The organism is Variovorax sp. P4_B11 (assembly GCF_056402355.1).
The window spans coordinates 66,802-87,472 of the sequence record NZ_JBFUHO010000014.1 but is presented as its reverse complement, the minus strand read 5'-3'; the positions used below and the strand labels follow the sequence as shown (position 1 = coordinate 87,472).

25 protein-coding genes are annotated in these 20,671 nt (G+C 67.7%); 10 read left to right on the top strand and 15 right to left on the bottom strand.

Translation table 11 applies throughout. The annotated features are described in order from the left end of the window. Positions 1-5: 5 nt before the first annotated feature. From AC1DYD_RS15245 to AC1DYD_RS15225, 5 genes are all read left to right on the top strand, one after another. Complete coding sequence (locus tag AC1DYD_RS15245; protein ID WP_478173586.1) at positions 6-800, top strand: DUF2092 domain-containing protein; 795 nt, start codon at positions 6-8, stop codon at positions 798-800. Beyond that, positions 797-1,276 carry a hypothetical protein gene (locus tag AC1DYD_RS15240; protein WP_478173585.1) on the top strand — a complete coding sequence of 160 codons (480 nt, stop codon included), beginning with the start codon at positions 797-799 and terminating at the stop codon, positions 1,274-1,276. The genes AC1DYD_RS15245 and AC1DYD_RS15240 overlap by 4 nt, the downstream gene beginning before the upstream one ends. Positions 1,277-1,374: 98 nt before the next feature. After that, a complete protein-coding gene (locus AC1DYD_RS15235; RefSeq protein ID WP_478173584.1) occupies positions 1,375-4,572 on the top strand; it encodes a response regulator in 3,198 nt (1,065 codons plus the stop codon). Further along, positions 4,569-4,910 carry an Hpt domain-containing protein gene (locus tag AC1DYD_RS15230; protein WP_478173583.1) on the top strand — a complete coding sequence of 114 codons (342 nt, stop codon included), beginning with the start codon at positions 4,569-4,571 and terminating at the stop codon, positions 4,908-4,910. Before AC1DYD_RS15235 ends, AC1DYD_RS15230 begins: the two co-directional genes overlap by 4 nt. Continuing rightward, positions 4,903-5,949: an adenylate/guanylate cyclase domain-containing protein gene (locus AC1DYD_RS15225; protein WP_478173582.1), complete on the top strand. Its 1,047-nt coding sequence runs from the start codon at positions 4,903-4,905 to the stop codon at positions 5,947-5,949. The genes AC1DYD_RS15230 and AC1DYD_RS15225 overlap by 8 nt, the downstream gene beginning before the upstream one ends. A gap of 21 nt (positions 5,950-5,970) precedes the next feature. On the opposite strand, the gene AC1DYD_RS15220 is transcribed toward AC1DYD_RS15225, so the two are convergent. Then, positions 5,971-6,489, bottom strand: coding sequence for a C40 family peptidase (locus tag AC1DYD_RS15220; protein WP_478173581.1), 519 nt, complete (start codon positions 6,487-6,489; stop codon positions 5,971-5,973). Between the two features lie 113 nt (positions 6,490-6,602). Here AC1DYD_RS15220 and AC1DYD_RS15215 point away from each other — a divergent pair, with 113 nt between their 5' ends. Next, positions 6,603-6,830, top strand: a complete 228-nt coding sequence (locus AC1DYD_RS15215) for a hypothetical protein (RefSeq protein ID WP_478173580.1) — start codon at positions 6,603-6,605, stop codon at positions 6,828-6,830. 65 nt (positions 6,831-6,895) lie between these two features. Here the strand turns inward: AC1DYD_RS15215 and AC1DYD_RS15210 are convergent, their stop codons facing one another. From AC1DYD_RS15210 to AC1DYD_RS15180, 7 genes are all read right to left on the bottom strand, one after another. After that, the gene (locus tag AC1DYD_RS15210; protein WP_478173579.1) at positions 6,896-7,276 is read right to left on the bottom strand and encodes a helicase SNF2; all 381 of its coding nucleotides are present in this window, start codon (positions 7,274-7,276) and stop codon (positions 6,896-6,898) included. 143 nt (positions 7,277-7,419) lie between these two features. Then, positions 7,420-7,713: a LysR substrate-binding domain-containing protein gene (locus tag AC1DYD_RS15205; protein WP_478173578.1), complete on the bottom strand. Its 294-nt coding sequence runs from the start codon at positions 7,711-7,713 to the stop codon at positions 7,420-7,422. Between the two features lie 344 nt (positions 7,714-8,057). Continuing rightward, on the bottom strand, positions 8,058-10,148 hold the full coding sequence (locus tag AC1DYD_RS15200; RefSeq protein WP_478173577.1) for an acetate--CoA ligase family protein: 2,091 nt from the start codon (positions 10,146-10,148) through the stop codon (positions 8,058-8,060). A gap of 7 nt (positions 10,149-10,155) precedes the next feature. Further along, positions 10,156-10,968, bottom strand: a complete 813-nt coding sequence (locus AC1DYD_RS15195) for an enoyl-CoA hydratase/isomerase family protein (protein WP_478173576.1) — start codon at positions 10,966-10,968, stop codon at positions 10,156-10,158. Between the two features lie 15 nt (positions 10,969-10,983). Continuing rightward, positions 10,984-11,982, bottom strand: coding sequence for a tripartite tricarboxylate transporter substrate binding protein (locus tag AC1DYD_RS15190; RefSeq protein WP_478173575.1), 999 nt, complete (start codon positions 11,980-11,982; stop codon positions 10,984-10,986). 254 nt (positions 11,983-12,236) lie between these two features. After that, complete coding sequence (locus AC1DYD_RS15185) at positions 12,237-12,728, bottom strand: hypothetical protein (protein ID WP_478173574.1); 492 nt, start codon at positions 12,726-12,728, stop codon at positions 12,237-12,239. Positions 12,729-12,831: 103 nt separating this feature from the next. Then, on the bottom strand, positions 12,832-13,017 hold the full coding sequence (locus tag AC1DYD_RS15180) for a hypothetical protein (RefSeq protein ID WP_478173573.1): 186 nt from the start codon (positions 13,015-13,017) through the stop codon (positions 12,832-12,834). A gap of 231 nt (positions 13,018-13,248) precedes the next feature. Between AC1DYD_RS15180 and AC1DYD_RS15175 the strand changes: the two genes are divergently transcribed. Beyond that, positions 13,249-14,406, top strand: a complete 1,158-nt coding sequence (locus tag AC1DYD_RS15175) for an MFS transporter (RefSeq protein ID WP_478173632.1) — start codon at positions 13,249-13,251, stop codon at positions 14,404-14,406. A 34-nt stretch (positions 14,407-14,440) separates the two neighbouring features. Here AC1DYD_RS15175 and AC1DYD_RS15170 read toward each other — a convergent pair whose 3' ends face one another. The 5 genes from AC1DYD_RS15170 to AC1DYD_RS15150 form a co-directional block, all read right to left on the bottom strand. Then, positions 14,441-14,767: a GYD domain-containing protein gene (locus AC1DYD_RS15170; protein WP_478173572.1), complete on the bottom strand. Its 327-nt coding sequence runs from the start codon at positions 14,765-14,767 to the stop codon at positions 14,441-14,443. A gap of 133 nt (positions 14,768-14,900) precedes the next feature. Further along, positions 14,901-15,086 (bottom strand): DUF3606 domain-containing protein, encoded by a 186-nt coding sequence (locus AC1DYD_RS15165; protein ID WP_478173571.1) that lies wholly within the window; start codon positions 15,084-15,086, stop codon positions 14,901-14,903. 37 nt (positions 15,087-15,123) lie between these two features. Continuing rightward, on the bottom strand, positions 15,124-15,375 hold the full coding sequence (locus tag AC1DYD_RS15160; RefSeq protein ID WP_478173570.1) for a hypothetical protein: 252 nt from the start codon (positions 15,373-15,375) through the stop codon (positions 15,124-15,126). A gap of 110 nt (positions 15,376-15,485) precedes the next feature. Beyond that, positions 15,486-15,875, bottom strand: coding sequence for a nuclear transport factor 2 family protein (locus tag AC1DYD_RS15155; RefSeq protein ID WP_478173569.1), 390 nt, complete (start codon positions 15,873-15,875; stop codon positions 15,486-15,488). A gap of 191 nt (positions 15,876-16,066) precedes the next feature. Continuing rightward, complete coding sequence (locus AC1DYD_RS15150; protein ID WP_478173568.1) at positions 16,067-16,222, bottom strand: hypothetical protein; 156 nt, start codon at positions 16,220-16,222, stop codon at positions 16,067-16,069. A gap of 198 nt (positions 16,223-16,420) precedes the next feature. Here AC1DYD_RS15150 and AC1DYD_RS15145 point away from each other — a divergent pair, with 198 nt between their 5' ends. The 3 genes from AC1DYD_RS15145 to AC1DYD_RS15135 all read left to right on the top strand — a co-directional run bounded on the left by AC1DYD_RS15145 (position 16,421) and on the right by AC1DYD_RS15135 (position 19,698). Continuing rightward, positions 16,421-17,314 (top strand): ion transporter, encoded by an 894-nt coding sequence (locus AC1DYD_RS15145; protein WP_478173567.1) that lies wholly within the window; start codon positions 16,421-16,423, stop codon positions 17,312-17,314. Positions 17,315-17,657: 343 nt separating this feature from the next. Then, on the top strand, positions 17,658-18,626 hold the full coding sequence (locus tag AC1DYD_RS15140) for a Bug family tripartite tricarboxylate transporter substrate binding protein (RefSeq protein WP_478173566.1): 969 nt from the start codon (positions 17,658-17,660) through the stop codon (positions 18,624-18,626). Beyond that, a complete protein-coding gene (locus AC1DYD_RS15135; RefSeq protein WP_478173565.1) occupies positions 18,619-19,698 on the top strand; it encodes an NAD/NADP octopine/nopaline dehydrogenase family protein in 1,080 nt (359 codons plus the stop codon). The genes AC1DYD_RS15140 and AC1DYD_RS15135 overlap by 8 nt, the downstream gene beginning before the upstream one ends. Positions 19,699-19,711: 13 nt before the next feature. On the opposite strand, the gene AC1DYD_RS15130 is transcribed toward AC1DYD_RS15135, so the two are convergent. Beyond that, the gene (locus AC1DYD_RS15130; RefSeq protein WP_478173564.1) at positions 19,712-20,077 is read right to left on the bottom strand and encodes a glycine cleavage system protein H; all 366 of its coding nucleotides are present in this window, start codon (positions 20,075-20,077) and stop codon (positions 19,712-19,714) included. Then, on the bottom strand, positions 20,074-20,667 hold the full coding sequence (locus tag AC1DYD_RS15125) for a peroxidase-related enzyme (protein ID WP_478173563.1): 594 nt from the start codon (positions 20,665-20,667) through the stop codon (positions 20,074-20,076). Before AC1DYD_RS15125 ends, AC1DYD_RS15130 begins: the two co-directional genes overlap by 4 nt. Between the last annotated feature and the right edge of the window lie 4 nt (positions 20,668-20,671).

Sequence of the window (20,671 nt, the reverse complement as noted above, 5' to 3'; positions counted from 1 at the left end):
CCACCATGAATCGAATCGGCCGTTGCGTCGGCCTGGCCCTGCTCGCCGCCGTGGCGCTGCTGGCCGCCGACCGTGCGGCCCTGGCGCAGGACGCCAAGCCGGCGCCGATGGCGTCGCCCGCCAAAGATTTCAAGGACGAGCGCGCGCTGGCGCTGCTCAAGAGCATGAGCGACACGCTGGCCGGCGCCAAGACCTTGAGCTTCAGGGTCCGCGGCATCGTGCCGACACCGTCGCCGACGGGGCAGTTCGTCAGCCTGTTCGCATCCTCGCGCGTGGTGATGCAGCGGCCCGACAAGCTCTTCGTGGAAGCGCGCGGCGACCTGTTCCCGAGCGACAGCTTCTACGACGGCAAGACGGTGACCGTGATCGGCGCCGACCGCAAGTTCTATGTGCAGCGCGATGCCGCGGGCGGCGCGATCGAGGCGCTGATGCAAAGCATCCAGCCGGGCTCCGACGCCACGGCGCCCTTTCTCGACCTGCTGGTCGCGGATCCGTATGCCTTCCTGACGAAGGACTTCAGCAGCGCCCTCTGGGTCGGGCAGTCGACCATCGGCGGCGTCAAGACCGAGCACCTCGCGTTCACGGCACCCGGACTCGACTGGGAGGTCTGGATCGGCGCCGCGGACAAGCTGCCCCGCCTGATGGTCGTTTCCTACCGCACGGGCGAACGCCAGCCGACCTTCACCGTCGAGTTGTCGGAATGGAAGCTCAACGCGACCCTGCCGGCGAAGACCTTCAGCGCCTCTATTCCGCAGGGTGCCGTGAAGCTCGAGTTCAAGCAGATGGGCCCCGCCAAGTGAGCGCGACAAGGAGCAATGCGATGAAGCAGTTCAAGACCCTCGTCCTCGGTGCAGCCGTCGTGGCCGGCGCACTCCTCCCCCTGTCGGGTGCCAACGCCTGGGTCGCGGCCGCGGGCGGCTGGCGCGGCGGCGCGGTCGCGGTCGGCGGCTTCCACCCCTACCATCCCTATTACCGTCCTGCGGGCTGCTATGGCTGCGGGGCAGCCGCGGGCGCGGTCGCGGGCATGGCGGTGGGCGCCGCGATCGCCGATGCGAGCCGCCCCGCCGTGGTGGTCCAGCAGCCGGCCGTGATCGTTCAGCCGCCGCCCATGGTCGTGCAGTCCGGCATGCCGCTCGGCACCCAGCTGGCCTCCTTGCCCGGCGACGCGAGGAGCATGGTGGTGAACGGGGTCAACTACTACCAGTCCGGAGCGACCTGGTACAAGCCGTACTTCGGCTCCAGCGGCGTGTACTACGAGGTCGTCCCGGCGCCATAGCTCGACGCAGTCCCAGGCGCCACCCAAGAGCACGACCGGGATCCCCGATCGCAGGAGGCAGATGCCCAATGGCAAAGTCCCGGTCCCGGCCACTGTCGATGCTCTCGTCCCACGGCGAGAGCGAGTTGCGCGCGCTGCTGGCCCAGCGCGAGGCCGAACTGGCGCAGCGCACCGGCGAACTCGCGCTCATCAACAGCATCCAGCAAGGCATGGCGGCCCGGCTGGAATTCCAGGCCATCGTCCGCATGGTGGGCGACAAGCTGCGCGAGCTGTTCGACTCCGGCGACGTGAACATCCTGTGGTGGGACGACAAGACCCAGCTCATCCAGGCGCTGTACCGCTACGAACACAACCGCCCGCTGCCGCTGCTGCCGGCGCGGCCGCTGAAGCCGGGCGAGCCGATGGAGCGGATCATCCGAACCCGCGAGGCCGGCGTGGCGAACACGCGCGAGGAGCAGACCCGGGCCGGACTCCAGCCGACGCCGGGCACCGACTGGGCGCATTCGCTCGCCGCGGTGCCGATCATCGGCAGCGACCGCGTGCTGGGCCTAATCGGCCTGCAGGACCATGAGCGCGAATACGCCTTCGGCAGCCACCAGATCCGGCTGCTCGAGACAGTGGCCGCCAGCATGGGCGTGGCGCTGGAGAACGCCCGGCTGTTCGACGAGACGCATGAGGCGCTGGAGCGCCAGACCGCAACCTCCGAGGTGCTGAAGATCATCAGCGGCTCGCCCACCGACGTCCAGCCGGTGCTCGACACGGTGGCTGAGCGTGCCGGCCTGCTGTGCCGGGCCGAAGGCAGCCGGGTGTGGTTGGCGATCGGCGACCGTCTTCGCGCGATGACGAGCTACGGGCCCGCGTACGGCACCCGAGCGGTCGGCGCGGAACTGCCGTTGCGCCGCAGCTCGATCGGCGGACGCGCGTTCCTGGAGCGCCGCTGCGTGCATGTCGAAGACGTCGTGCCTTTGCTCGACAGCGAATATCCGGACGTGCGCGATCTCCAGGCACGCAACGGCTTTCGCACGGTGCTGGCCGTGCCCATGCTTCGCGACGGCCGATCGATCGGCGTGATCGTCCTGCTGCGCAACCAGCCGCACCCCTTCACGCCGGCGGAGATCGGGCTGGTGCAGACCTTCGCCGACCAGGCGGTCATCGCGATCGAGAACGTACGCCTTTTCAACGAAACCAGGGAGGCGCTGGAGCAGCAGAAGGCCACCACCGACGTGCTCCAGGTCATCAGCGGTTCCATGGAGGATGCGCAGCCCGTGTTCGACAAGATCCTGGAGAGCTGCCAGCGCCTGTTCTCCGGCTCGCAGATGGGCATCTCGCTGATCGGCAACGATGGCCTGGTCCACCTGGGCGCGCACCGGGGCTCTGCCCGCGCCGTGCTCGAGCGGTACTATCCGCGGCCGATCGATCACACGCCCTTCGGCCCTGCCACGGGAGCTTTCGAATTTCTTCACATTCCCGATGCGCTTGCCGCACCGTCGCTGCCCTCCTTCATGCGCCTGATGGCCGAGCAGGTGGGCAGCTACGCGATCATGGTTGCCCCGCTGATCTGGGAGGGCCGCAGCATCGGCTCGATCCACGTCACCCGCCAGCCCCCGGGGCCGTTCGACGGCAAGGAGATCAAGCTGCTAAAGACCTTTGCCGACCAGGCCGTGATCGCGATCCAGAACGCGCGCATGTTCGCCGAAACCAAGGAAGCGCGGGCCGCTGCCGAGGCCGCCAATGAAGCCAAGAGCGCCTTCCTGGCCACCATGAGCCACGAGATCCGCACGCCGATGAACGCGGTGATCGGCATGAGCGGGCTGCTGCTCGACACCCGGCTCGACGCCGAGCAGCAGGACTACGTCGAGACCATCCGCGATTCGGGCGACGCGCTGCTGACCATCATCAACGACATCCTGGACTACTCGAAGATCGAGGCAGGGCGCATGGACATCGAGTCGCAACCCTTCGACCTGCGCGACTGCGTGGAGTCGGCGCTCGACCTGATCAGCACGCGCGCCACCGAGAAGGAGCTCGACATCGCCTATGTGCTCGAAGGCGACATGCCGGCCGCCGTGAGCGGCGACCTTCCGCGGCTGCGGCAGATCCTGCTGAACCTGCTGAGCAATGCGGTGAAGTTCACGGAGGCCGGCGAGGTGGTGCTGACGGTCAATTCGCAGGCCGGCGCAGGCGGCAAGGTGCGGCTGACCTTCGCCGTGCGCGACACCGGCATCGGCCTGACGCCGGAAGGCATGGGCCGGCTGTTCCAGTCCTTCTCGCAGGCCGACTCGAGCACCACGCGCAAGTACGGCGGCACCGGCCTGGGCCTGGTGATCAGCAAGCGGCTGGCCGAGCTGATGGGCGGCACCATGTGGGCCGAAAGCGGCGGCCCGGGTACCGGCTCGACCTTCTTCTTCACCATCGAAGCGCCGGCGGCACAGCTGCCGCCCAGCCGGCACCGGGACTACGCCGGCATGCAGCCCGAGCTGCAAGGCAAGCGCGTGCTGGTCGTCGACGACAACGCGACCAACCGGCGGGTGCTCTCGCTGCAGGTCGACAAGTGGGGCATGCGGTGGCGCGCCACCGAATCGCCGCTCGAGGCCCTGCGCTGGCTCGGACAAGGCGAAGACTTCGATGTCGCGATCCTCGACATGCACATGCCCGAGATGAACGGCGTCGACCTGGCGCGGCGCGTCCGCGCGATCCACGGCACGCTGCCGCTGGTGCTGTTCAGTTCGCTGGGCCGGCGCGAGGCGGGCGAGACCGAATCGCTGTTCGGCGCCTCTCTCTCCAAGCCGATCCGGCAGTCGCACCTGTTCGACACCCTGGCGGGCCTGCTGTCGCACGATTCGACCGCCCGGCCGGAGGCCGCTGCGGCGCACAAGCCGCAGATCGATCCCGCGATGGCGGCACGCCATCCGCTGCGCATCCTGCTGGCCGAAGACAACGCGGTGAACCAGAAGCTTGCGCTGCGCCTGCTGCAGCAGATGGGCTACCGGGCCGACCTCGCCGCCAACGGCATCGAGGCCGTGGAGTCGGTGCAGCGCCAGCGCTACGACGTGGTGCTGATGGACGTGCAGATGCCCGAGCTCGACGGGCTCGACGCCACGCGGCAGATCTGCACGCTGCTGCCGGCACCGGCCCAGCGGCCGCGCATCGTGGCAATGACCGCCAACGCCATGCAGGGCGACCGCGAGATGTGCATGGCGGCCGGCATGGACGACTACCTGACCAAGCCGATCCGGGTCGACCGGCTGGTCGAGACACTGAACAGCGTACCTGCACGAAAGGACCGAGTGACATGAGCGATGCGACGATCGACCGGGCGACCTATGCGGAACTTCAGGACACCGCGGGCGCCGAATTCGTGCGGGAGCTGGTGCAGACCTTCCTGGAGGAGGCCCCGGTCATGTTGAAGGAGCTTCAGGGTGCGCTCGCCGCGGGCGACGTCGACGCCTTTCGCCGCACGGCGCATTCGCTGAAGTCCAACAGCCTCACCTTCGGCGCGCTGGCGCTCGGCGCGATGGCCCGCGAACTGGAGCTGGGAGGCCTCGAGGCGGCGCGGCGACCGAAAGCGCTCGACGCGCTGGCGGCAGAGTACGGGAGGGTGGCAGAGACCCTCGCGGAGCTCAGTCGTGACTGAGCTTCAACCCCCGCAGGCGCGCCTGCTGGTCGCCGACGACAGCAAGGTCAACCGCCTGCTGCTGGCCCGCAGCCTCGAGCTGCAGGGCCACAGCGTCGAATGTGCCGAGAACGGACGGGTCGCCCTCGAGCTGCTGCGGCGCGACACCTTCGACCTGCTGCTGCTCGACATCGAGATGCCCGAGATGGATGGGTTCCAGGTGCTGGAGCAACTCACCGGGACCCCGAAGTTGCGCGACCTCCCGGTGATCGTGACCTCGTCGCTCGAGGGCATGGCCAACATCGTTCGCTGCATCGAACTCGGCGCCGAGGACTACCTGCACAAGCCGGTCAATGCGGTGCTGCTGAAGGCGCGCATCGGCGCCAGCCTCGAGAAGAAGCGCCTGCGCGACCAGCAGAAGGAGCTGGTGCGCCGCTTCGCCACCTCCGAGGTGGCGCAGGACCTGGAGCAATCCGGCTTTGCGCTCGGCGGGCGGCATCTGCGGGGAACGGTGATGTTCTCCGACATCCGCGGCTTCACCGCGCTGGTCGAATCGCAGCCGCCCGAGGAGACCATCGCGCTGCTGAACGCCTACTACGCGCTGATGTTCGACGCCATCAACGGCCATGGCGGCGTGGTCAACCAGATGATCGGCGACGGGCTGATGGCCATCTTCGGCGCCCCGCTGCCGCTGGCCGACCACGCCGTGGCCGCCGTCCGCGCGGCGCTCGACATGGTCGAGAAGGTCGAGTTCCTGAACGCCGAGCGCGCCGCGCTCGGCAAGCGGTCGATCCGCATCGGCGTCGGCATCGCCACCGGCGACATGGTGGCCGGCTACACCGGCACGCGACAGCGCGCAACCTACACCTGCATCGGCGACACGGTGAACCTCGCCGCCCGGCTCGAGGAGCACACCAAGCTGGCGCGGCGGACGATCCTGGTCGACCCGGCGACCTGCGTCGCGCTGGCCGGTCGCATCCCGGTCGAGCTGCTGGGCCCGGTGTCGCTCCGGGGCAAGGCGATGCCGGTCGATGTGTCTGCGGTTTCCAGCCGCACCTAGCGGAACCTGGAAGCCGCCGCCTCAGAGCCGCCGCGCCTGCGTCGGCTGGCGCGACCAGTAGAGCCCATCGAGGCGATCGAGCCGCACCTCGCCGCCGCTCGACGGCGCGTGCACGAAGCGCCCCTCCCCGACATAGATGCCAGCATGCGACGGCGTGGAGGCGCCGAACAGCACCAGGTCGCCCGAGCGGATGTCGGAAACAGCCACCGGCCGGCCGAAGCCGACCATCCGCGCCACCGTGCGCGGCGTCGCCTGGCCCACGCTCTTGCGATAGACGTAGCCGATCAGCCCGCTGCAATCGAAACCACCCTCGGGCGTATTGCCGCCATAGCGATAGGGCGTGCCGACCAGGCCGAGCGCATGGATCGCGACATCGTTCGACTGCTCGGCCGAGAGCGACCCGATGCTCCCGGCCGGCATCGGCGCCGGCGGGCTCGCGCAGCCCGATGCCAGCAGGCAGGCACCTGTGGAGAGCAGCAGCAGGAACCCGACCTTGCGGCGGGTGAACGCGGGAACGCCGGAATCGATGCTGTCGATCATGGCGATGATGTTCGCACGCCCGGGTGGTACCCCAGACGAACCGAGTCCATGTTCACCCGGCTTTCGAAGCAGAATCCACATTTCTCAAGTCGGACCCGCAGAGGAGGGACTCAATGGAACTGGAAGAAGTCAACGAACGACTCCGTGCGCTCGAATTGCGGGCCGTCGCCCAGACCGCGGCGATCGCGGTTCTGCTCCAGGAGCAGCCCAATGCATCGGCCAAGCTGCACATGGTCGCCGAGCACCTCGTCGATGCCCCCCCGATCCCGATGTCCGACGCCGACCTGGTCAAGGTCGCAGCGTACATCCAAGCGATGCTCGGGGGTCCCTGGATCGACTGACAGCAGCAGACGGCGAAAAGCCGGGCCTTGCTCTCGCAGGGCCCGGCCTTTCAGAGGGTCGGGGCTTAGAGTGCGAGCCCGTTGCCGCGTGCTGCGGCACGCGCTTCGGCCCTGACGCTCGCGCGATCCACCGTGCTGGCCAGGATCGGGGCGGCCTTCGCCGAAGCACCTTCCGCGTACGGGTTCTCGCTGTGGGCGGCAACGACGGCTTGCGAACGAACGGTGGCGCGGTCGGCCACGCTGGCCACGGCCTGCGCGACGCCGGCCGAAGCGCCTTCGGCGTAAGGGTTCTCGCTGCGTGCGGCAACCACGGCCTGGCCCTTGACGTCGGCACGGCTGTTGGCCGACACCGGCGCATGCACGCCTTCATAGGTTTCGGCGTGAACGCCGGCGGCGGCAATGATCGCGAGGGCGAAACCGGAGAGGAGCTTGGATGCGGTGTTCAAGATGTTTTCCTTCAAATGATTTGGATGACGTCGGACCGGTCTTGGGTGGGTCGCCGCCGGCTTGGCGGCCACCTCGCTCGGGGGCCCTGTCCACCCAGATCAGCTTGTCGGCTGGTCTGTGGGAATGAAGTTTGCGCCGAAAACTAGGTAGAAACCCGCATCTCTCTGAATCGCGGCGTTTCAATGGCAGAAACAATCGAGGACGACACTAGCCTTCCGCCGCGTCGGCAAACCGGCGGCAGGGTCTCGCGGAACAGCAGCCGGAAGCCGGCCCCGCTCGGCGGATGGGGCTCGGAATGGATGCTGACGTCGACGTCGTCACGATCGAAGCCGGCCGGCTTGTGCGAAGTGGTGATCTGCACGTCGATCCGCGGATGCAGCGCATGGAAGCGCGCCAGCCGCGGGATCAGCCAGAGGATCGCGAAGGTGGGCGGCACCTTGATTCGCAGCAGCCACTCGTCCGTGCTCTGCTGCAGTTGGCGTGTGCGAGGAGATGGGCGATGCGGTGGTGGCTGCGCTGGACGGGAAGCAGGTCGAGGCCTGAACAAGGCGATCGGCCGGGTCCGGGCCTGAAGTCAAGTCGCACCGTTCCTCGCCTGCAGCCAGCGTGGTTATGTTCCAGGGACCCGACAGGATCCTAGGGTTTACCCCAGAATCGACCTCCCATGACGAACGAAGTGCTTTCATGCTGATCCTCTTGATGGTTCTTGCCGCAGCCGGCGCCCTGGTCTTCCACGGCGTCCGGACATCGAAAGAGGTCGACGAGTCGAACTGACCTGCTTCAGGCCGGGCTCGAGAGCACGACGACGCCATCGGCGGCCCGCACGCCCCGGCCCGCCGGCAGCACGAAGACCGGATTGATCTCCGCCTCGACCAGGCGCTCGCCCAGTTGCGCCGTCATCCGGGAAAAAGCCACGATCGCCGAGACCAGGGCCTCGACGTCGGCCTTCGGGCGGCCGCGGAAGCCGTCGAGCAGCGGCCAGGTCTTGAGGGCGTGCACCATCTCGAGGGCCTCCTCGCGGCTCAGCCCCCCCGCCATCGGGAGCAGCCGCAGGGTGGTGTCCTTGAACAGTTCGGCCGTGACACCGCCCATGCCCAGCAGGATGGCGGTGCCCAGTGCATCGCGGTGCATGCCCAGGATGAGTTCTGTGCCGCCGGAGACCATCTCCTGAACCAGGAAGCGCTCGGGCACGATGCCGGTCCTGGCTTCCACTTCGGCCTGCATGGCCGTCAGGCGCGCCCCCACCCGATCGGGCCCGAGGTCGACGGCGACACCGCCGACGTCGCTCTTGTGCGTGATCCGGCCCGACAGCACCTTGAGCACCACGCGGCCGCCCAGCGCCTGCGCGGCGTCTTCGGCCTCCCCCGGCGTACCGACGACCGTTTCCCCCGCGCAGGGGATACCGAAGCGCGCGAACAGTTTCTTCGCCTGGGCCTCGTCGAGCGATCCGGCCGGCAGGTCGGAGATCGACACCGGGGCGCCCAGCACCGAGGCCTCATGCGCCCGCCACCGGGTGGCTTCCAGCATTCCGGCCAATGCAACGGTGCAGCTCTCGGCCGCCGAGAAGGCCGGCACACCGCGCTGCGTCAGCAACGCCGCGACCTCCGGCGCATGCGGACTGACATAGGCGATGACGGGCTTGTCGCTGCCGGCCAGGCAATCCTGGATGGCACCGGCCATCAGTTCGGGCAATGCAAGACCCGACGAACCGACGATGATCGCCAGCGCGTCATAGCTCGGGCTGTCGAGCAGTGCGCGGATGGCACCGCGCAGCAGGTCGGGCTTGAGTCCGGCCAAGGTCACGTCGATCGGGTTGCGGTCGAGGGCCGCGTGGTCGCCGGTCTGCAGGGCGCGCAGGCGCGCGGCGGTCTCGGCGTCGGGCGGGGGCGTGTCGAAACCGGACACGCCCAGGCTGTCGGACACCAGCGTCCCGGCACCGCCGGTCGACGTGAGGATGGCGACACGCTTGCCGCGCAGCACCCGGCCGGTCGAAAGTGCCGCAGGGATGTCGAGCAGGTCGCCGAAGGTCTGGGCGCGGATCACGCCCACCTGCTTGAACAACGCGTCGTACATGCGGTCGGCACCGGCCAATGCGCCGGTGTGCGAAACGGCCGCCTTGGCGCCCGCTTCGGAGCGCCCGATCTTGAACGCCACCACGGGCTTTCCCGCGCGCGCTGCCTTCAGCGCGGCGGCACGGAACTTCTCGGGATTGCGCACGCTTTCGACGTAGAGGGCAATGACCTTGGTCGCCTCGTCATCGACCAGATGGTCGATGAAATCGGCCAGTTCGAGATCGACCTCGTTGCTGGTCGAGATCAGCTTCGAAAGCCCGATGCCGCGCGGCGCCGCGCGCGAGAGCAGCGCGCCGAGGATGCCGCCGCTTTGCGACACCACGCCGATCGAGCCGACCGGGAAGTGATCCATCTCCAGCGCACCGCTCGCCGAAAGCACGATGCGATCCGTCAGATTGACCAGACCGATGGTGTTGGGGCCGAGAATGCGCATCCGCCCTGCAGCCTCGACGAGCTGCGCCTGGCGACGCGCACCCTCCTCGCCGGTCTCGGTATAGCCGCTGGCCAGCACGATGGCCGCGGCGGTGCCTCGCGCAGCGAGCTCCTGCACGGCCAGATGGGCGCGCTCGGCGCCGAGCAGGACGATGCCCACGTCCGGCACCGATGGAAGCGAGGCGATGCCGGGGTAGCAGCGCAGGCCGTCGATGCTGTCGGCGCGCGGATTGACCGGATAGATGTCTCCGCTGAACCCATGCTTGCGGAGGTAGGCGACCGGGCGGCCGGCGGTCTTGCTCGCATCGGCCGAGGCGCCGATGACCGCCACGCTGCGGGGCTTGAGGAGGCGTGAGATGGCGTCCATGGCGTGCTTACTCCCGGCCCGCGCGCGATGCGCTCGGGTCTGCGCTCTTCGCCAGGAAGGCCATCACCGACTCGCGATGCTCGCTGCTCGTGTAGCAGATGCCTTGTGCCTGGCTGCCCTGCGCGAACACCTGCTCAGGCGGCAGCTCGAAGCTCTGGTTGAGGATGGTCTTGCCCAGCGCCAAGGCGGTGGCCGACCCTTTGCTCAACTCGGCGGCCCATGCCCGGGCGTCGGCCACCAGGCTCTCGGCGGGCGCCTTGCGGTCGACGATGCCCAGCCGCAGCGCCTCGTCGGCCTCCACCTTGCGCCCCGTGAAGATCAGCTCCTTGGCCTTGGCGAGCCCGACACGGCGCGGCAGGAAATACATGCCGCCGCCGTCCGGCACGATGCCGCGATGGATGTAGGACCAGCTGAAGCTCGCCGCGTCGCTCGCGATGATGAAGTCACAGGCCAGCGCGGTGTCGGCACCCAGCCCCGACGCGGCGCCGTTGACGGCCGCGATGGTCGGCTTCGGCAGGGTGTGCAGCAAGGACTGCGCATAGTGCACGCGCTGCTGGCGGTGCCAGCCGTTGAAGGCAATCTCGCCGGCCGGTGCGCTCATGCGCCGCTCCATGCCGGCGACATCGCCGCCGGCGCAGAAGCCCTTGCCGCTGCCGGTGAGGACCAGCGCCCGGATCGCCTTGTCGGCCGTGACGCGTTCGAGGGCGGCAATGAACTCGGTGCGCATGGCGTCGCTCATCGCGTTGCGCTTGTCGGGTCGGTTCAGCAGCAGCGTGGCGACACCGTCGCGCACGCTCAGTTCAATCAGTCCGGTTGTCATCTCGATGCTCTCCGTTCAATCGGTGGTGATGTGGTTTTCCTTGACGACCTTGCGCCAGCGCGCCTCCTCGCCCTTGGCATATCTGTCGAAGTCCTGCGGCGAGCCGCCGTCGATGACAAGGCCCTCGCCTTCCACGCGCTTGCGGAAGGACTCCGTCCGAACGGCCTTCCTGGCCGCGGCGTTCAGGCGCGCAATGACGTCGGGCGGCGTGCCTGCGGGCACGTACAGGCCGTACCAGCTGTCGGCGACATAGCCCGACACGCCGGCTTCGGCGATCGTGGGAACCTTGGCCAGCGCGGGACTGGGCGATCGCGTGGCGGTGGTGACGGCCAGTGCGCGCAGCTTGCCGCTGTCGATGAACGTGCCGACCGCGGCCGCCGTCGCGAACATCATGTCGACCTGGCCGCCCAGCACGTCCGTGATCGCCGGCCCGGCACCCTTGTAGGGGATGTGGGTGATGTCCGTCTTCGTGAGGTTCTTGAACAGTTCGCCGGCCAGGTGCGCCGACGTGCCGGCCCCTTGCGAGGCAAAGGACAACTTGCCCGGACTGGCCTTCGCCGCATCGATCACGTCCTTGACCGACCCGAGGGGGCTGTCGGCACGCACCACGAGCACGTTCGGCGAAACCCCGACCAGCATGACCGGCGCGAACGCCTTCTCGTGCTTGTAGGGCAGCTTGCCTTGAATGCTCGGGTTGACCACATGTGCGACGGTGGCCATCACGAGCGTGTAGCCATCCGGCGGGCTCTTGGCCACCGCGTCCGTTCCGATGATCGTGCCGGCGCCGGGCTTGTTGTCGATGATGACCGGTTGACCGAGTTCCTGGCTCATGGCGATGCCCATGGTCCTGGCCACCAGGTCGGTGCCGCCGCCCGGGGCGAAGGGCACGACGATCTTGATCGGCTTGTCCGGAAACGCGGCGATGGCGGGGGTTAAGAAGATGCCGCTGGTCGCACAAGCCAGCAAGAAGTGGACGGCCAACCTGGCGCGCGCCAGGGTGTGGATGAATTGCATGGATTTGTCTCCGGGTTGCAGGAGGAAGGCGAGAGGCGGGTCGAAGCGGCGGTGCTGCTCTTCTCAACGACAAGCCGAGCTTAGGGAAACAAGCGCTGAAGGGCAGCCCCCTATTTCCATCCAGTGGAATTGGCTGTCAGGCTCGCATCGCCCGTACCGCCACCGCAACCCCATGCCTTCCGAGCCCTTCCAGGGGCGCCCCGCCAGGAAATCTCCCGGATCTGGCGTCGCCGTCGCCTGAATCCGCTCTCCGGCTAGGCCCCCTGGGTGGACTCCTCCGAATCAACGTCCTGAATACACGCGTTGCGCAGCGGTCCAGGGCATTGCTCGCGAAAATCCATGAAACCGAGTGCACTGCCCGCCAGCGTGAACACCAGCAGCAAAACCCAGGCTGCGAGCGCCACCGTGCTGCGGGCCCTGGAACGCGTCCGCGCCAGATAGCCCAGCCACCGCTCTTCCCCAGGCGATGCGGAGCCCTCCAGCCTAGTCAGGTAGCTTCGGAGACGGGCCATTCGAGCGTGGACGGCCCAGGCCTTCAAGCCGCCATAGGCCGGGACAAGGATCGGGACCCCCCACACGAGCCCCTGGTAGCCGACAAAATCCCCCGCACCCCTGACCAGCCAGGCGAAGAGGGCCGCCACGGCCAGGACGCAGGCCAGCTCGAGGCGCGCGAGTTCCGCCGTCGCGCCCTGCACTTCCTTGCGCAGTGCGATGTACTCTTCTTTTGGCAGCCATGCGTCGGCCATGTTCACTCCTCCATCTTTGCGGGTGGCAGCCATGGGTGCCGCGGGATGGGCATCCCCGTACCAGCCGCCTGCCGGCATGCATTGTGGAGCGAACGGGCCGCTTCTATTGAGCGGAGGCGACCGAGGCCGTGCCTCCGGTCAGCAATGCGAACGCCTCGGAGCTGGCGCCGACCGACGTGGCCGCTTCGACCAGGCGCAATTCACCCTTTGCAGCCTCACCGCTGACGATGCCCGCCGAGGACGCCAGGATGACGGCGCCGGCCAAGATGAAGTTCCATGTCGTGTTCATTGATGCCTCTCTGAGGCGATAGTTTGAGCCCGATCGCCCGGGAAAAAACGACGCGAAAGGAACTGCAGTGTTCGTCAGCCAGAAACAATGGCATGGTCACGGCCATCTGGGTGGCTCGGACGGAAGCGCCTCCATCCTGTGGCGAGGGAAAGGAATCACGTGAGCACCCAATCAGGCAGCGCCAGGCTTCGTCAACTACCGCCGGGTATCTGGTTGCTCGGCTTCGTCAGCATGTTGATGGACGTCTCCTCGGAAATGATCCACAGCCTGCTGCCGATGTTCATGCTGACCACTCTGGGCGCGAGTGCGTTCGCGATCGGCCTCATCGAGGGCCTGGCGGAGGCCACGGCGCTGATCGTCAGGATCTTCTCCGGGACCCTGAGCGACTATCTGGGCAGGCGCAAGGGCCTGGCCGTTCTCGGCTACGCGCTGGGCGCGCTCACCAAACCCCTGTTCGCCCTGGCCCCTTCGATCGGCATCGTGCTGACAGCGCGGCTCCTGGATCGAGTCGGCAAGGGAATCCGCGGCGCGCCTCGGGATGCCCTGGTGGCCGACCTGGCGCCGCCGCAGCTGCGCGGCGCCGCCTTCGGCCTGCGCCAGTCGCTCGATACCGTCGGCGCCTTCCTGGGCCCCTTGCTGGCCGTGGGCCTGATGCTGCTGTGGGCCGACGATTTCCGGGCGGTCTTCTGGGTTGCAGCCATCCCGGGCGTGCTGGCCGTCGCCCTGCTGATCTTCGGCCTGCGAGAGCCGGACCGGCATCGGGCCGGGCCCCGGACCCATCCGATCCGTCGCCAGAACCTGGAGCGGCTTGGCCGCGCCTACTGGTGGGTGGTCGGCATCGGCGCAGTGTTCGCGTTGGCCAGGTTCAGCGAGGCCTTCCTGGTGCTGCGCGCGCAGCAAGGCGGCATTCCGACAGCCCTGGTGCCACTCGTGATGGTGGCCATGAACCTGGTCTATGCGCTGTCGGCCTATCCGTTCGGAAAGCTCTCGGACCGCACGAGCCACACCAGGCTGCTGGCCCTCGGACTCGCCGTCCTGGTCGCCGCCGATCTGGTCCTTGCCTGGGGCAGTCACTGGGGCGGCGTCCTGATCGGGGTCGCCTTGTGGGGCATCCACATGGGCCTCACGCAAGGCCTGCTGGCCGCGATGGTCGCAGACACCGCGCCCGCCGACCTGCGCGGCACCGCCTACGGATTCTTCAACCTGGTCGGCGGTGTGGCCATGCTGATCGCCAGCGTCCTGGCCGGACTGCTGTGGGATCGACTCGGGGCGTCCGTCACGTTCTACGCCGGCGCCGGCTTCAGCCTGGTGGCGCTGGTCGGGCTGGCCTTGCGGGGCGCCAAGCCCCGACCCATCGCGGGCGGAGAAAAAACCATCGACCGGGATTGACTGCTCCCAGCCCATCCCGGCGCGGTCGCCAGGCTCAGCCCTTGGGTGCGGGATAGGCCAGCTGACCTGCCTTGCCCATCATTTCCACGGTCTCGGCGACGGTGTAGAGCTGCGAGGTCTTGAGCAGGCGAATATGGCCGGCGAGCTCGACGGCGATGATGGCCGTGGCGGCCACCTTGGCGTCCGGCGCCTCGTAGATGATGAAGCCGTCGTAGTCGCCCGCCATGTAGTACATGCTGAGCAGTTTCCCACCCAGCTTTTCCAACAGCGCCTTGACCGGAACGCTGCGGTCTTCAGGGTGCTTGGCGAGTTTCTGCCAGCCTTCCGTGTTGTAGCTGAAACTGGTCATAAAGATAGGCATGTGTGTCTCCATCTCGTTGAGATTGAGGCGGGCCGCATGCAGGCGGAATTGCCCGAAAAAGCACCGCCTCGCGGCGTGTCCCTGCGGGACGCCTCACGCTAGCCCCCGGTCAGGCCTGGGCCCTTGATGCAGATCAACCGGCGTGCGACGCCAGATGTTCGCGCACCGCGGCCACGTGATTGCCGACCTTGAAGATGGCGTCCCGCAGCTTCGCCTCGGTGCATCGAAATTCCTTGCACCAGTACTGCAACTCCACGGGGTCGTCGTCGAGGATCCGACCGGGATCCAGTGGTTTGAAATTGTCAAGGTCGTCAGGCATGCGCTCACCTCCGAATCAACGCTCCCCCCGCTTCCCCTCACTCTTGCCCACGCGTGTCCTCGTGTTCCTGGACCCACCTGATCGCCTGCTGCTCGGCTTGGCGCAGTGCTTCTGCCTCGGTCGCGTAGGCCTCGGTATCGCGCGGCAATTCCGTCTGCCGCCCGGAAGCCGTGCCGATGCACATGACCTCCGGCAGGAACATGCCGCGCCCATCGGGCCGGGCGGCGCAACTGAAGGTCCAGCCTCGGTACGCGAAGGGCTGCAATTGACCGCGATCTGGAGCATTCATTCAACCCCCTTGCCACCGGAGCCAGAATGGATCGATCGTAAGAGCGGGCTTCAATCCACGTTTGACCTGGATCAAGTTTCACCGCGGGAAAGGGGCCATCGGCAAGCCGGCTACTGGTTCGCTTGCAGCATGGCCGCCATCTTCTGGTGGATCAGGTTGACCGCCTTCAGCGGACGAAGCATCACCTTGAACTCGGTGATCTTGCCTTCCTCGTTCCACTTGATCATGTCGACTCCATTGACGCGGATGCCGTCCAGCTCGAGCTCGAACTCGAGAACCGCGTCTCGATCGCTCGTCAGTTCCCGGACATAGCGAAAAGTCGGATTGAAGAAGACCTGGAACGCGGCAGCGAGGTAGGTCTTCGTGATGGCTTTTCCGACTTGAGGTGTGTGTACCACCGGGGAATGGAAGACCGCCTCTTCCGCCAGAAGCATGTCGAGACCTCGCACATTGCGCTCCTTGACGAGCTGGTGCCAGATCGCAATGGGGGTGGACGACATGGAGTTGCTCCTGAAAATGAACGAGGCATCTGCCTGACGCAGCGACTCTGCCTTGGGTTGGCCTGAAAAACAAGCCGCGGGCAGCGGACTCCATGGGCCCAGGCGGCGGCCCGCGGTGTCAGGCCCTCAAGGCAGGCGCCGGGCGCGATCCCCGCGACCCAGGCGCAGCGCGCGCACGCGGCACCCAGGCTTCAGAGCTTGTCCTTGACGAAGCCGGCCGCATTCTCGTCCGCAGAGGGGCTGCCCTCGTCCGAATGGGGGTTGGCCGGGTCGCCATCGGTCGGAAACTCCGGCTCCACGGGAAGCTGCGCGGGATCGTCCTCGGAGGGGACTTTGGGAGTGGTCATGGAATGGTTCCTTGGGCTTCGAGCCAGCTCCCATTGTGAGCCGCCGGCTGCAGGAAATACAGACGAGAAGCCGATGTGCCAGGCGCCGCCGCGGTCTTGATCGATGTGCGCAAGACTTGTCGAATGGAGCGATGCAGCGCGTCGATGAGGTGCGGGGGGCGCGGAGGCGGAGGAATTGCATCGCATACGATCGCCCCCATGACGCCATCCACCCCGGCCGAGCCGGACTCCCGCCGCTACGGCCGCCCCGATTCCGGATGGCGGCTCAGGATGTACATTGTGATCTTCGAGGCCGACACCCGCGCCGGCCGGGCGTTCGACCTGGCGTTGATCGCGGTCATCCTGGCCAGCGTGGCGGTGGTGGTTCTCGACAGCATGGCCTCCGTGCATGGCCGCTTCGCGACTCTGTTCAACGTCCTCGAATGGCTCTTCACGATCGCCTTCACGATCGAGTACCTCTGCCGCCTGGCCTGCGTGCGGCGGCCGATTCGCTATGCGAGAAGCGTCCTGGGGATCATCGACCTGCTGGCGCTGCTGCCGACCTATGTCGCCATCGTCGTGCCGGGCCTGCATGCGCTGATCGACGTCCGGGTGCTGCGGCTGCTGCGCATGTTCCGGATCCTGAAGCTCACCGCCTACGTGGAAGAGTTCGGCGCCCTGGGGCAGGCGCTCGCCGCATCGCGCCGCAAGATCCTGGTCTTCATGAGTTTCGTGATGCTGGTGGTCGTTATCATGGGCACGCTGATGTATGTGGTCGAGGGGCCATCGCACGGCTACACGAGCATCCCGGTGGGCATCTACTGGGCGATCACGACCATGACCACGGTGGGCTTCGGCGACATCACGCCGCATACGGACCTCGGCCGCGTGATCGCGTCGGCCATGATGCTGCTGGGTTGGGGCACGCTGGCCGTGCCGACCGGCATCGTGAGCGCGGAGTTCACCACGAGCCGCATGCGCAGGCCGACCACGCGCACCTGCCACGAATGCCTGAGCGAAGGCCATGCGCCCAGCGCGCGCTTCTGCAGCGACTGCGGCGCGAAGCTGCCGCGCTGGCATCACGATGCGGCGGATGCGGCCGAAGGCCGGTAGAACCGTTCAGGCAGGACGCGCCGCATCGGCCTTGCGCACTTTGTCGACTTCTTCCATGGGGAGCATTTTTATTCGTGTCTCGGCGTTCCATAAGGAATGCGTTTGCTCGATTGCCCGAATGGGGGCGGCGATCCGCAAAAAAAATCCCACGGGTCCGGCCTAGACTGGGTGCCGGCCAAAGAGCCATTCACGAAAGTCGAAACGTTGAGCTCCTTCGAATCCGAAACCCATCTCGTACGCGCCGGGCGCAACCCGTCCACGATCCTTGCGAGCACGCTCGATCGAACGCAGCGCCACCTCTAAACTCGCGTTTTCGGTTCCCTTCGTCTTGCCTGGATTGATCATGAAGCTGCGTTTGAATCAACTGTTCCTGGGCCTGGTGGCCTGCCTGACCCTGTCGCCGCTCATGGCGCAAACCGACAGCAAGCCGCTGCGCATCGTCGTGCCGTTCGCGCCGGGTGGCGCGCAGGACGTCATCGCCCGCTACCTCGGCGCCAAGCTGAACGGCAAGCTGGGCACCACGGTCATCGTCGACAACAAGGCAGGCGCGGGCGGCATCGTGGCTGCCGATGCCGTGGCCAAGGCAACCGACGGCGCCACGGTGCTGATGGCCACCGGTGGCGCCATCACGGTGGCGCCGCAACTGCAGTCCAAGCTGCCCTACGACCCCCGGCGCGACCTGGTCCCGGTGGCGTTGATCGCAGACACGCCCATGACCGTGGCGGTGCGCTCCGACAGTGCCTACAAGACGCTGGCCGACGTGCTGCGCGACGCGAAGGCACGCCCCGGGCAGGTGAGCTACGCCTCGACGGGCAACGGCACGGTGTCGCATCTCACCGGCGCCTTGCTGGGCCAGGCTGCCGGCGTCACGCTGCTGCACGTCCCCTACCGCGGCGCCTCCCCTGCGCTGACCGATCTGATGGGTGGGCAGGTTTCGATGATCGTCACCAGCGCCGCGTCGATCGACCCGATGGTTCAGAGCGGCAAGGCCCGCGTGCTCGGCACGTTCTCGAAAGCGCACCTGCCCGCGCTCGGCAATCCGCCGACCGTGGGCGAAGCCGGCAAGTTGCGCGGAATGGAGGTGCCGATCTGGGTCGGCGTGATGGCGCCTGCCCGCATGCCGGCCGATCAGGTGAAGAAGCTGTCTGCCGCACTGCTCGAGGTGTGCCAGTTGCCCGAGACGAAACAGCACTTTGCGCAGCTGGGCGCCGTCAGCACCTGCGGCGGCAGCGCGGAACTCGACAAGGTCATCGCCGAGGACAGCCAGCGCTGGGCCGACGTCGTCAAGCTCGGCGGTATCAAGGTTGATTGAACAGGCGCAGCGCTACCGTGTCGGCATCGCGGGCGCCGGCGCGGTCGCGCTCGCCAGCGCGGCCTGGCTGATCCGGGCCGGGCACGGCGCCATGCTGTGGTCGCCCGGCGGTGCCGGCACCGAGGCCCTGCGCGCGAACCCGTTGCACACCGAAGGGCTGCTCCAGGGCGCGTTGGCCGTGCCGGTGGCGGACGACCCGGCCCGACTCTGCCGGGACAGCGACGTGCTGCTGGTCGCCGTACCGGCCAATGGCCATCGCCGCGTGATGGATGCGCTGCTGCCATGGCTGCGCGACGGCCAGGTGGTGATCGTCAGCTCGATGGCCTCGCTGTCGGCCCTCTACCTGCATGAAAGCGCCCTGCGTGCCGGCAAGCGGGTGACGGTGGCCAGCTTCAGCACCACGGTGCTGACCGCGCGCCGCGCATCGGCCGGCCATGTGCGGATCATGATGCGGCGCAGCGCGGTGGGCGTGTCGGCGCTGCCGCAGGCGCAGACGGATGCGGCGGTGGCGTTGTGCACTGCGCTGTTCGGCGACGGCTTCTCGGGCCAGGCGAATGCGCTGGCCAGCGCGCTCTCCAACGTCAACCCGGGCACCCACGTGCCGCTGGCGTTGTTCAACTGGACCCGCATCGAACGCGCCGAGTCCTGGCCGCAGTACCACTGCCTCACGCCCGGCGTGGCGCGGGTGATCGAGGCGCTGGACGCCGAGCGGCGCGCACTGGCCGATGCTTTCGGCATCGAGGTCGGCAGCGTCGAGGCGCATTTCGCGCGCTCGTTCGGCACCACCGCCACGCGGCTGCAGGACATCGCGGACGAGCTGCATGCCCAGCGCGGCGGCCCGCCCGGGCCGACCCGCCTGGACACGCGCTTCCTGACGGAAGACGTGCCGTACGGACTGGTGTTCCTGCAGGCGCTGGGCCGCCTGGCGGGCGTGCCGATGCCGGCGACCCGCACGATGGTCGACAGCGCTTGCCTGGTGGCCGGCCGCGACCACGTGCAGGACAACGACCTGCTCGAACCGCTCGGCCTCGCGAGCGAAACGGTCGCGGGCCTTCAGGCCCGCCTGCGCTGAGCCGGCGCGCCGGTCAGGCGGCGAAAGCCCCGTAAGCGGCTTCGTCCATCAGCGCATCGAACTGGCCGGGCTCGATCGCGTCGAGCTTGAACACCCAGCCCGCGCCCATCGGGTCGGTGTTGAGCAGGTCGGGCTGGTCGACCAGCACGGCGTTGCATTCGACGATCTCGCCGGTCGTGGGCATGTGCAGGTCGGCGGCCGTCTTGGTCGACTCCACCACGCCGACCGCTGCGCCCTGCGCGTGGCGGCCCAGCGCCGGCAGTTCGACCAGCACGATGTCGCCCAGCGTTTCCTGCGCGTGGCGCGTGATGCCGACAGTCGCCGTCGCGCCGCCCGTTTCCTGCCGCACCCAGAGGTGCTCGGGGGTGTAGCGGATCATGCGCTCACCTCTGGAAAAATGGGCTCGCCCATGTTGAGCATGAGCCGGTTGGCCCAGGCGAAAAGTGCCACGGCATGGATCAGGTCGAGGACTTCCATGTCGGTCAGCCCGGCCTGCTGCAGCGCGCGGACGTGCGCGGCCGAGAGTGCATCGGGCTTCAGCGCGAGATCGGCGGAGAACTTGACGATGGCCTGCTCGCGCGGCGTGGTGCCCGCCGAAAAAGGATCCGCGAACAACTGCGTGATCACGTCGCTGCGCTTGGCCAGCTGCTCGAAGCGCTGGGCATGCACCGACGCGCAGTAGACGCAGCCGTTGAGGCGCGATTCCACCGTGGCACCGAGCTCGCGTTCGGCGCGCGGCATGCCGCCGGGCGCGAACATGATGGCGTTGAAGGCAATCGAGCGCTGCAGCAGCATTTCGGGCTGGTGCGCCAGCAGCAGGAAGTAGGCGGACTGCTTGGCCTGCGGGCTCATTTCCTCGAGCGCGGCAAGCTGCTCGGGGCTCGCGCTCGCCAGGTCGACCGTTTCGAGCCAGGCCTTCCAGCCCAGCACCTCGTTGGTGAAGCCGTTGATGCGGATCGGCGCGCTCATCGCG

Excerpts from the sequence above, each read along its gene's own strand:
- AC1DYD_RS15245 (WP_478173586.1), top strand. The coding sequence starts at position 6 with ATGAATCGAATCGGCCGTTGCGTCGGCCTGGCCCTGCTCGCCGCCGTG.
- AC1DYD_RS15235 (WP_478173584.1), top strand. The coding sequence starts at position 1,375 with ATGCTCTCGTCCCACGGCGAGAGCGAGTTGCGCGCGCTGCTGGCCCAG.
- AC1DYD_RS15230 (WP_478173583.1), top strand. The coding sequence starts at position 4,569 with ATGAGCGATGCGACGATCGACCGGGCGACCTATGCGGAACTTCAGGAC.
- AC1DYD_RS15220 (WP_478173581.1), bottom strand. The coding sequence starts at position 6,489 with ATGATCGACAGCATCGATTCCGGCGTTCCCGCGTTCACCCGCCGCAAG.
- AC1DYD_RS15215 (WP_478173580.1), top strand. The coding sequence starts at position 6,603 with ATGGAACTGGAAGAAGTCAACGAACGACTCCGTGCGCTCGAATTGCGG.
- AC1DYD_RS15200 (WP_478173577.1), bottom strand. The coding sequence starts at position 10,148 with ATGGACGCCATCTCACGCCTCCTCAAGCCCCGCAGCGTGGCGGTCATC.
- AC1DYD_RS15195 (WP_478173576.1), bottom strand. The coding sequence starts at position 10,968 with ATGACAACCGGACTGATTGAACTGAGCGTGCGCGACGGTGTCGCCACG.
- AC1DYD_RS15190 (WP_478173575.1), bottom strand. The coding sequence starts at position 11,982 with ATGCAATTCATCCACACCCTGGCGCGCGCCAGGTTGGCCGTCCACTTC.
- AC1DYD_RS15185 (WP_478173574.1), bottom strand. The coding sequence starts at position 12,728 with ATGGCCGACGCATGGCTGCCAAAAGAAGAGTACATCGCACTGCGCAAG.
- AC1DYD_RS15180 (WP_478173573.1), bottom strand. The coding sequence starts at position 13,017 with ATGAACACGACATGGAACTTCATCTTGGCCGGCGCCGTCATCCTGGCG.
- AC1DYD_RS15175 (WP_478173632.1), top strand. The coding sequence starts at position 13,249 with ATGTTGATGGACGTCTCCTCGGAAATGATCCACAGCCTGCTGCCGATG.
- AC1DYD_RS15170 (WP_478173572.1), bottom strand. The coding sequence starts at position 14,767 with ATGCCTATCTTTATGACCAGTTTCAGCTACAACACGGAAGGCTGGCAG.
- AC1DYD_RS15165 (WP_478173571.1), bottom strand. The coding sequence starts at position 15,086 with ATGCCTGACGACCTTGACAATTTCAAACCACTGGATCCCGGTCGGATC.
- AC1DYD_RS15160 (WP_478173570.1), bottom strand. The coding sequence starts at position 15,375 with ATGAATGCTCCAGATCGCGGTCAATTGCAGCCCTTCGCGTACCGAGGC.
- AC1DYD_RS15155 (WP_478173569.1), bottom strand. The coding sequence starts at position 15,875 with ATGTCGTCCACCCCCATTGCGATCTGGCACCAGCTCGTCAAGGAGCGC.
- AC1DYD_RS15150 (WP_478173568.1), bottom strand. The coding sequence starts at position 16,222 with ATGACCACTCCCAAAGTCCCCTCCGAGGACGATCCCGCGCAGCTTCCC.
- AC1DYD_RS15145 (WP_478173567.1), top strand. The coding sequence starts at position 16,421 with ATGACGCCATCCACCCCGGCCGAGCCGGACTCCCGCCGCTACGGCCGC.
- AC1DYD_RS15140 (WP_478173566.1), top strand. The coding sequence starts at position 17,658 with ATGAAGCTGCGTTTGAATCAACTGTTCCTGGGCCTGGTGGCCTGCCTG.
- AC1DYD_RS15130 (WP_478173564.1), bottom strand. The coding sequence starts at position 20,077 with ATGATCCGCTACACCCCCGAGCACCTCTGGGTGCGGCAGGAAACGGGC.
- AC1DYD_RS15125 (WP_478173563.1), bottom strand. The coding sequence starts at position 20,667 with ATGAGCGCGCCGATCCGCATCAACGGCTTCACCAACGAGGTGCTGGGC.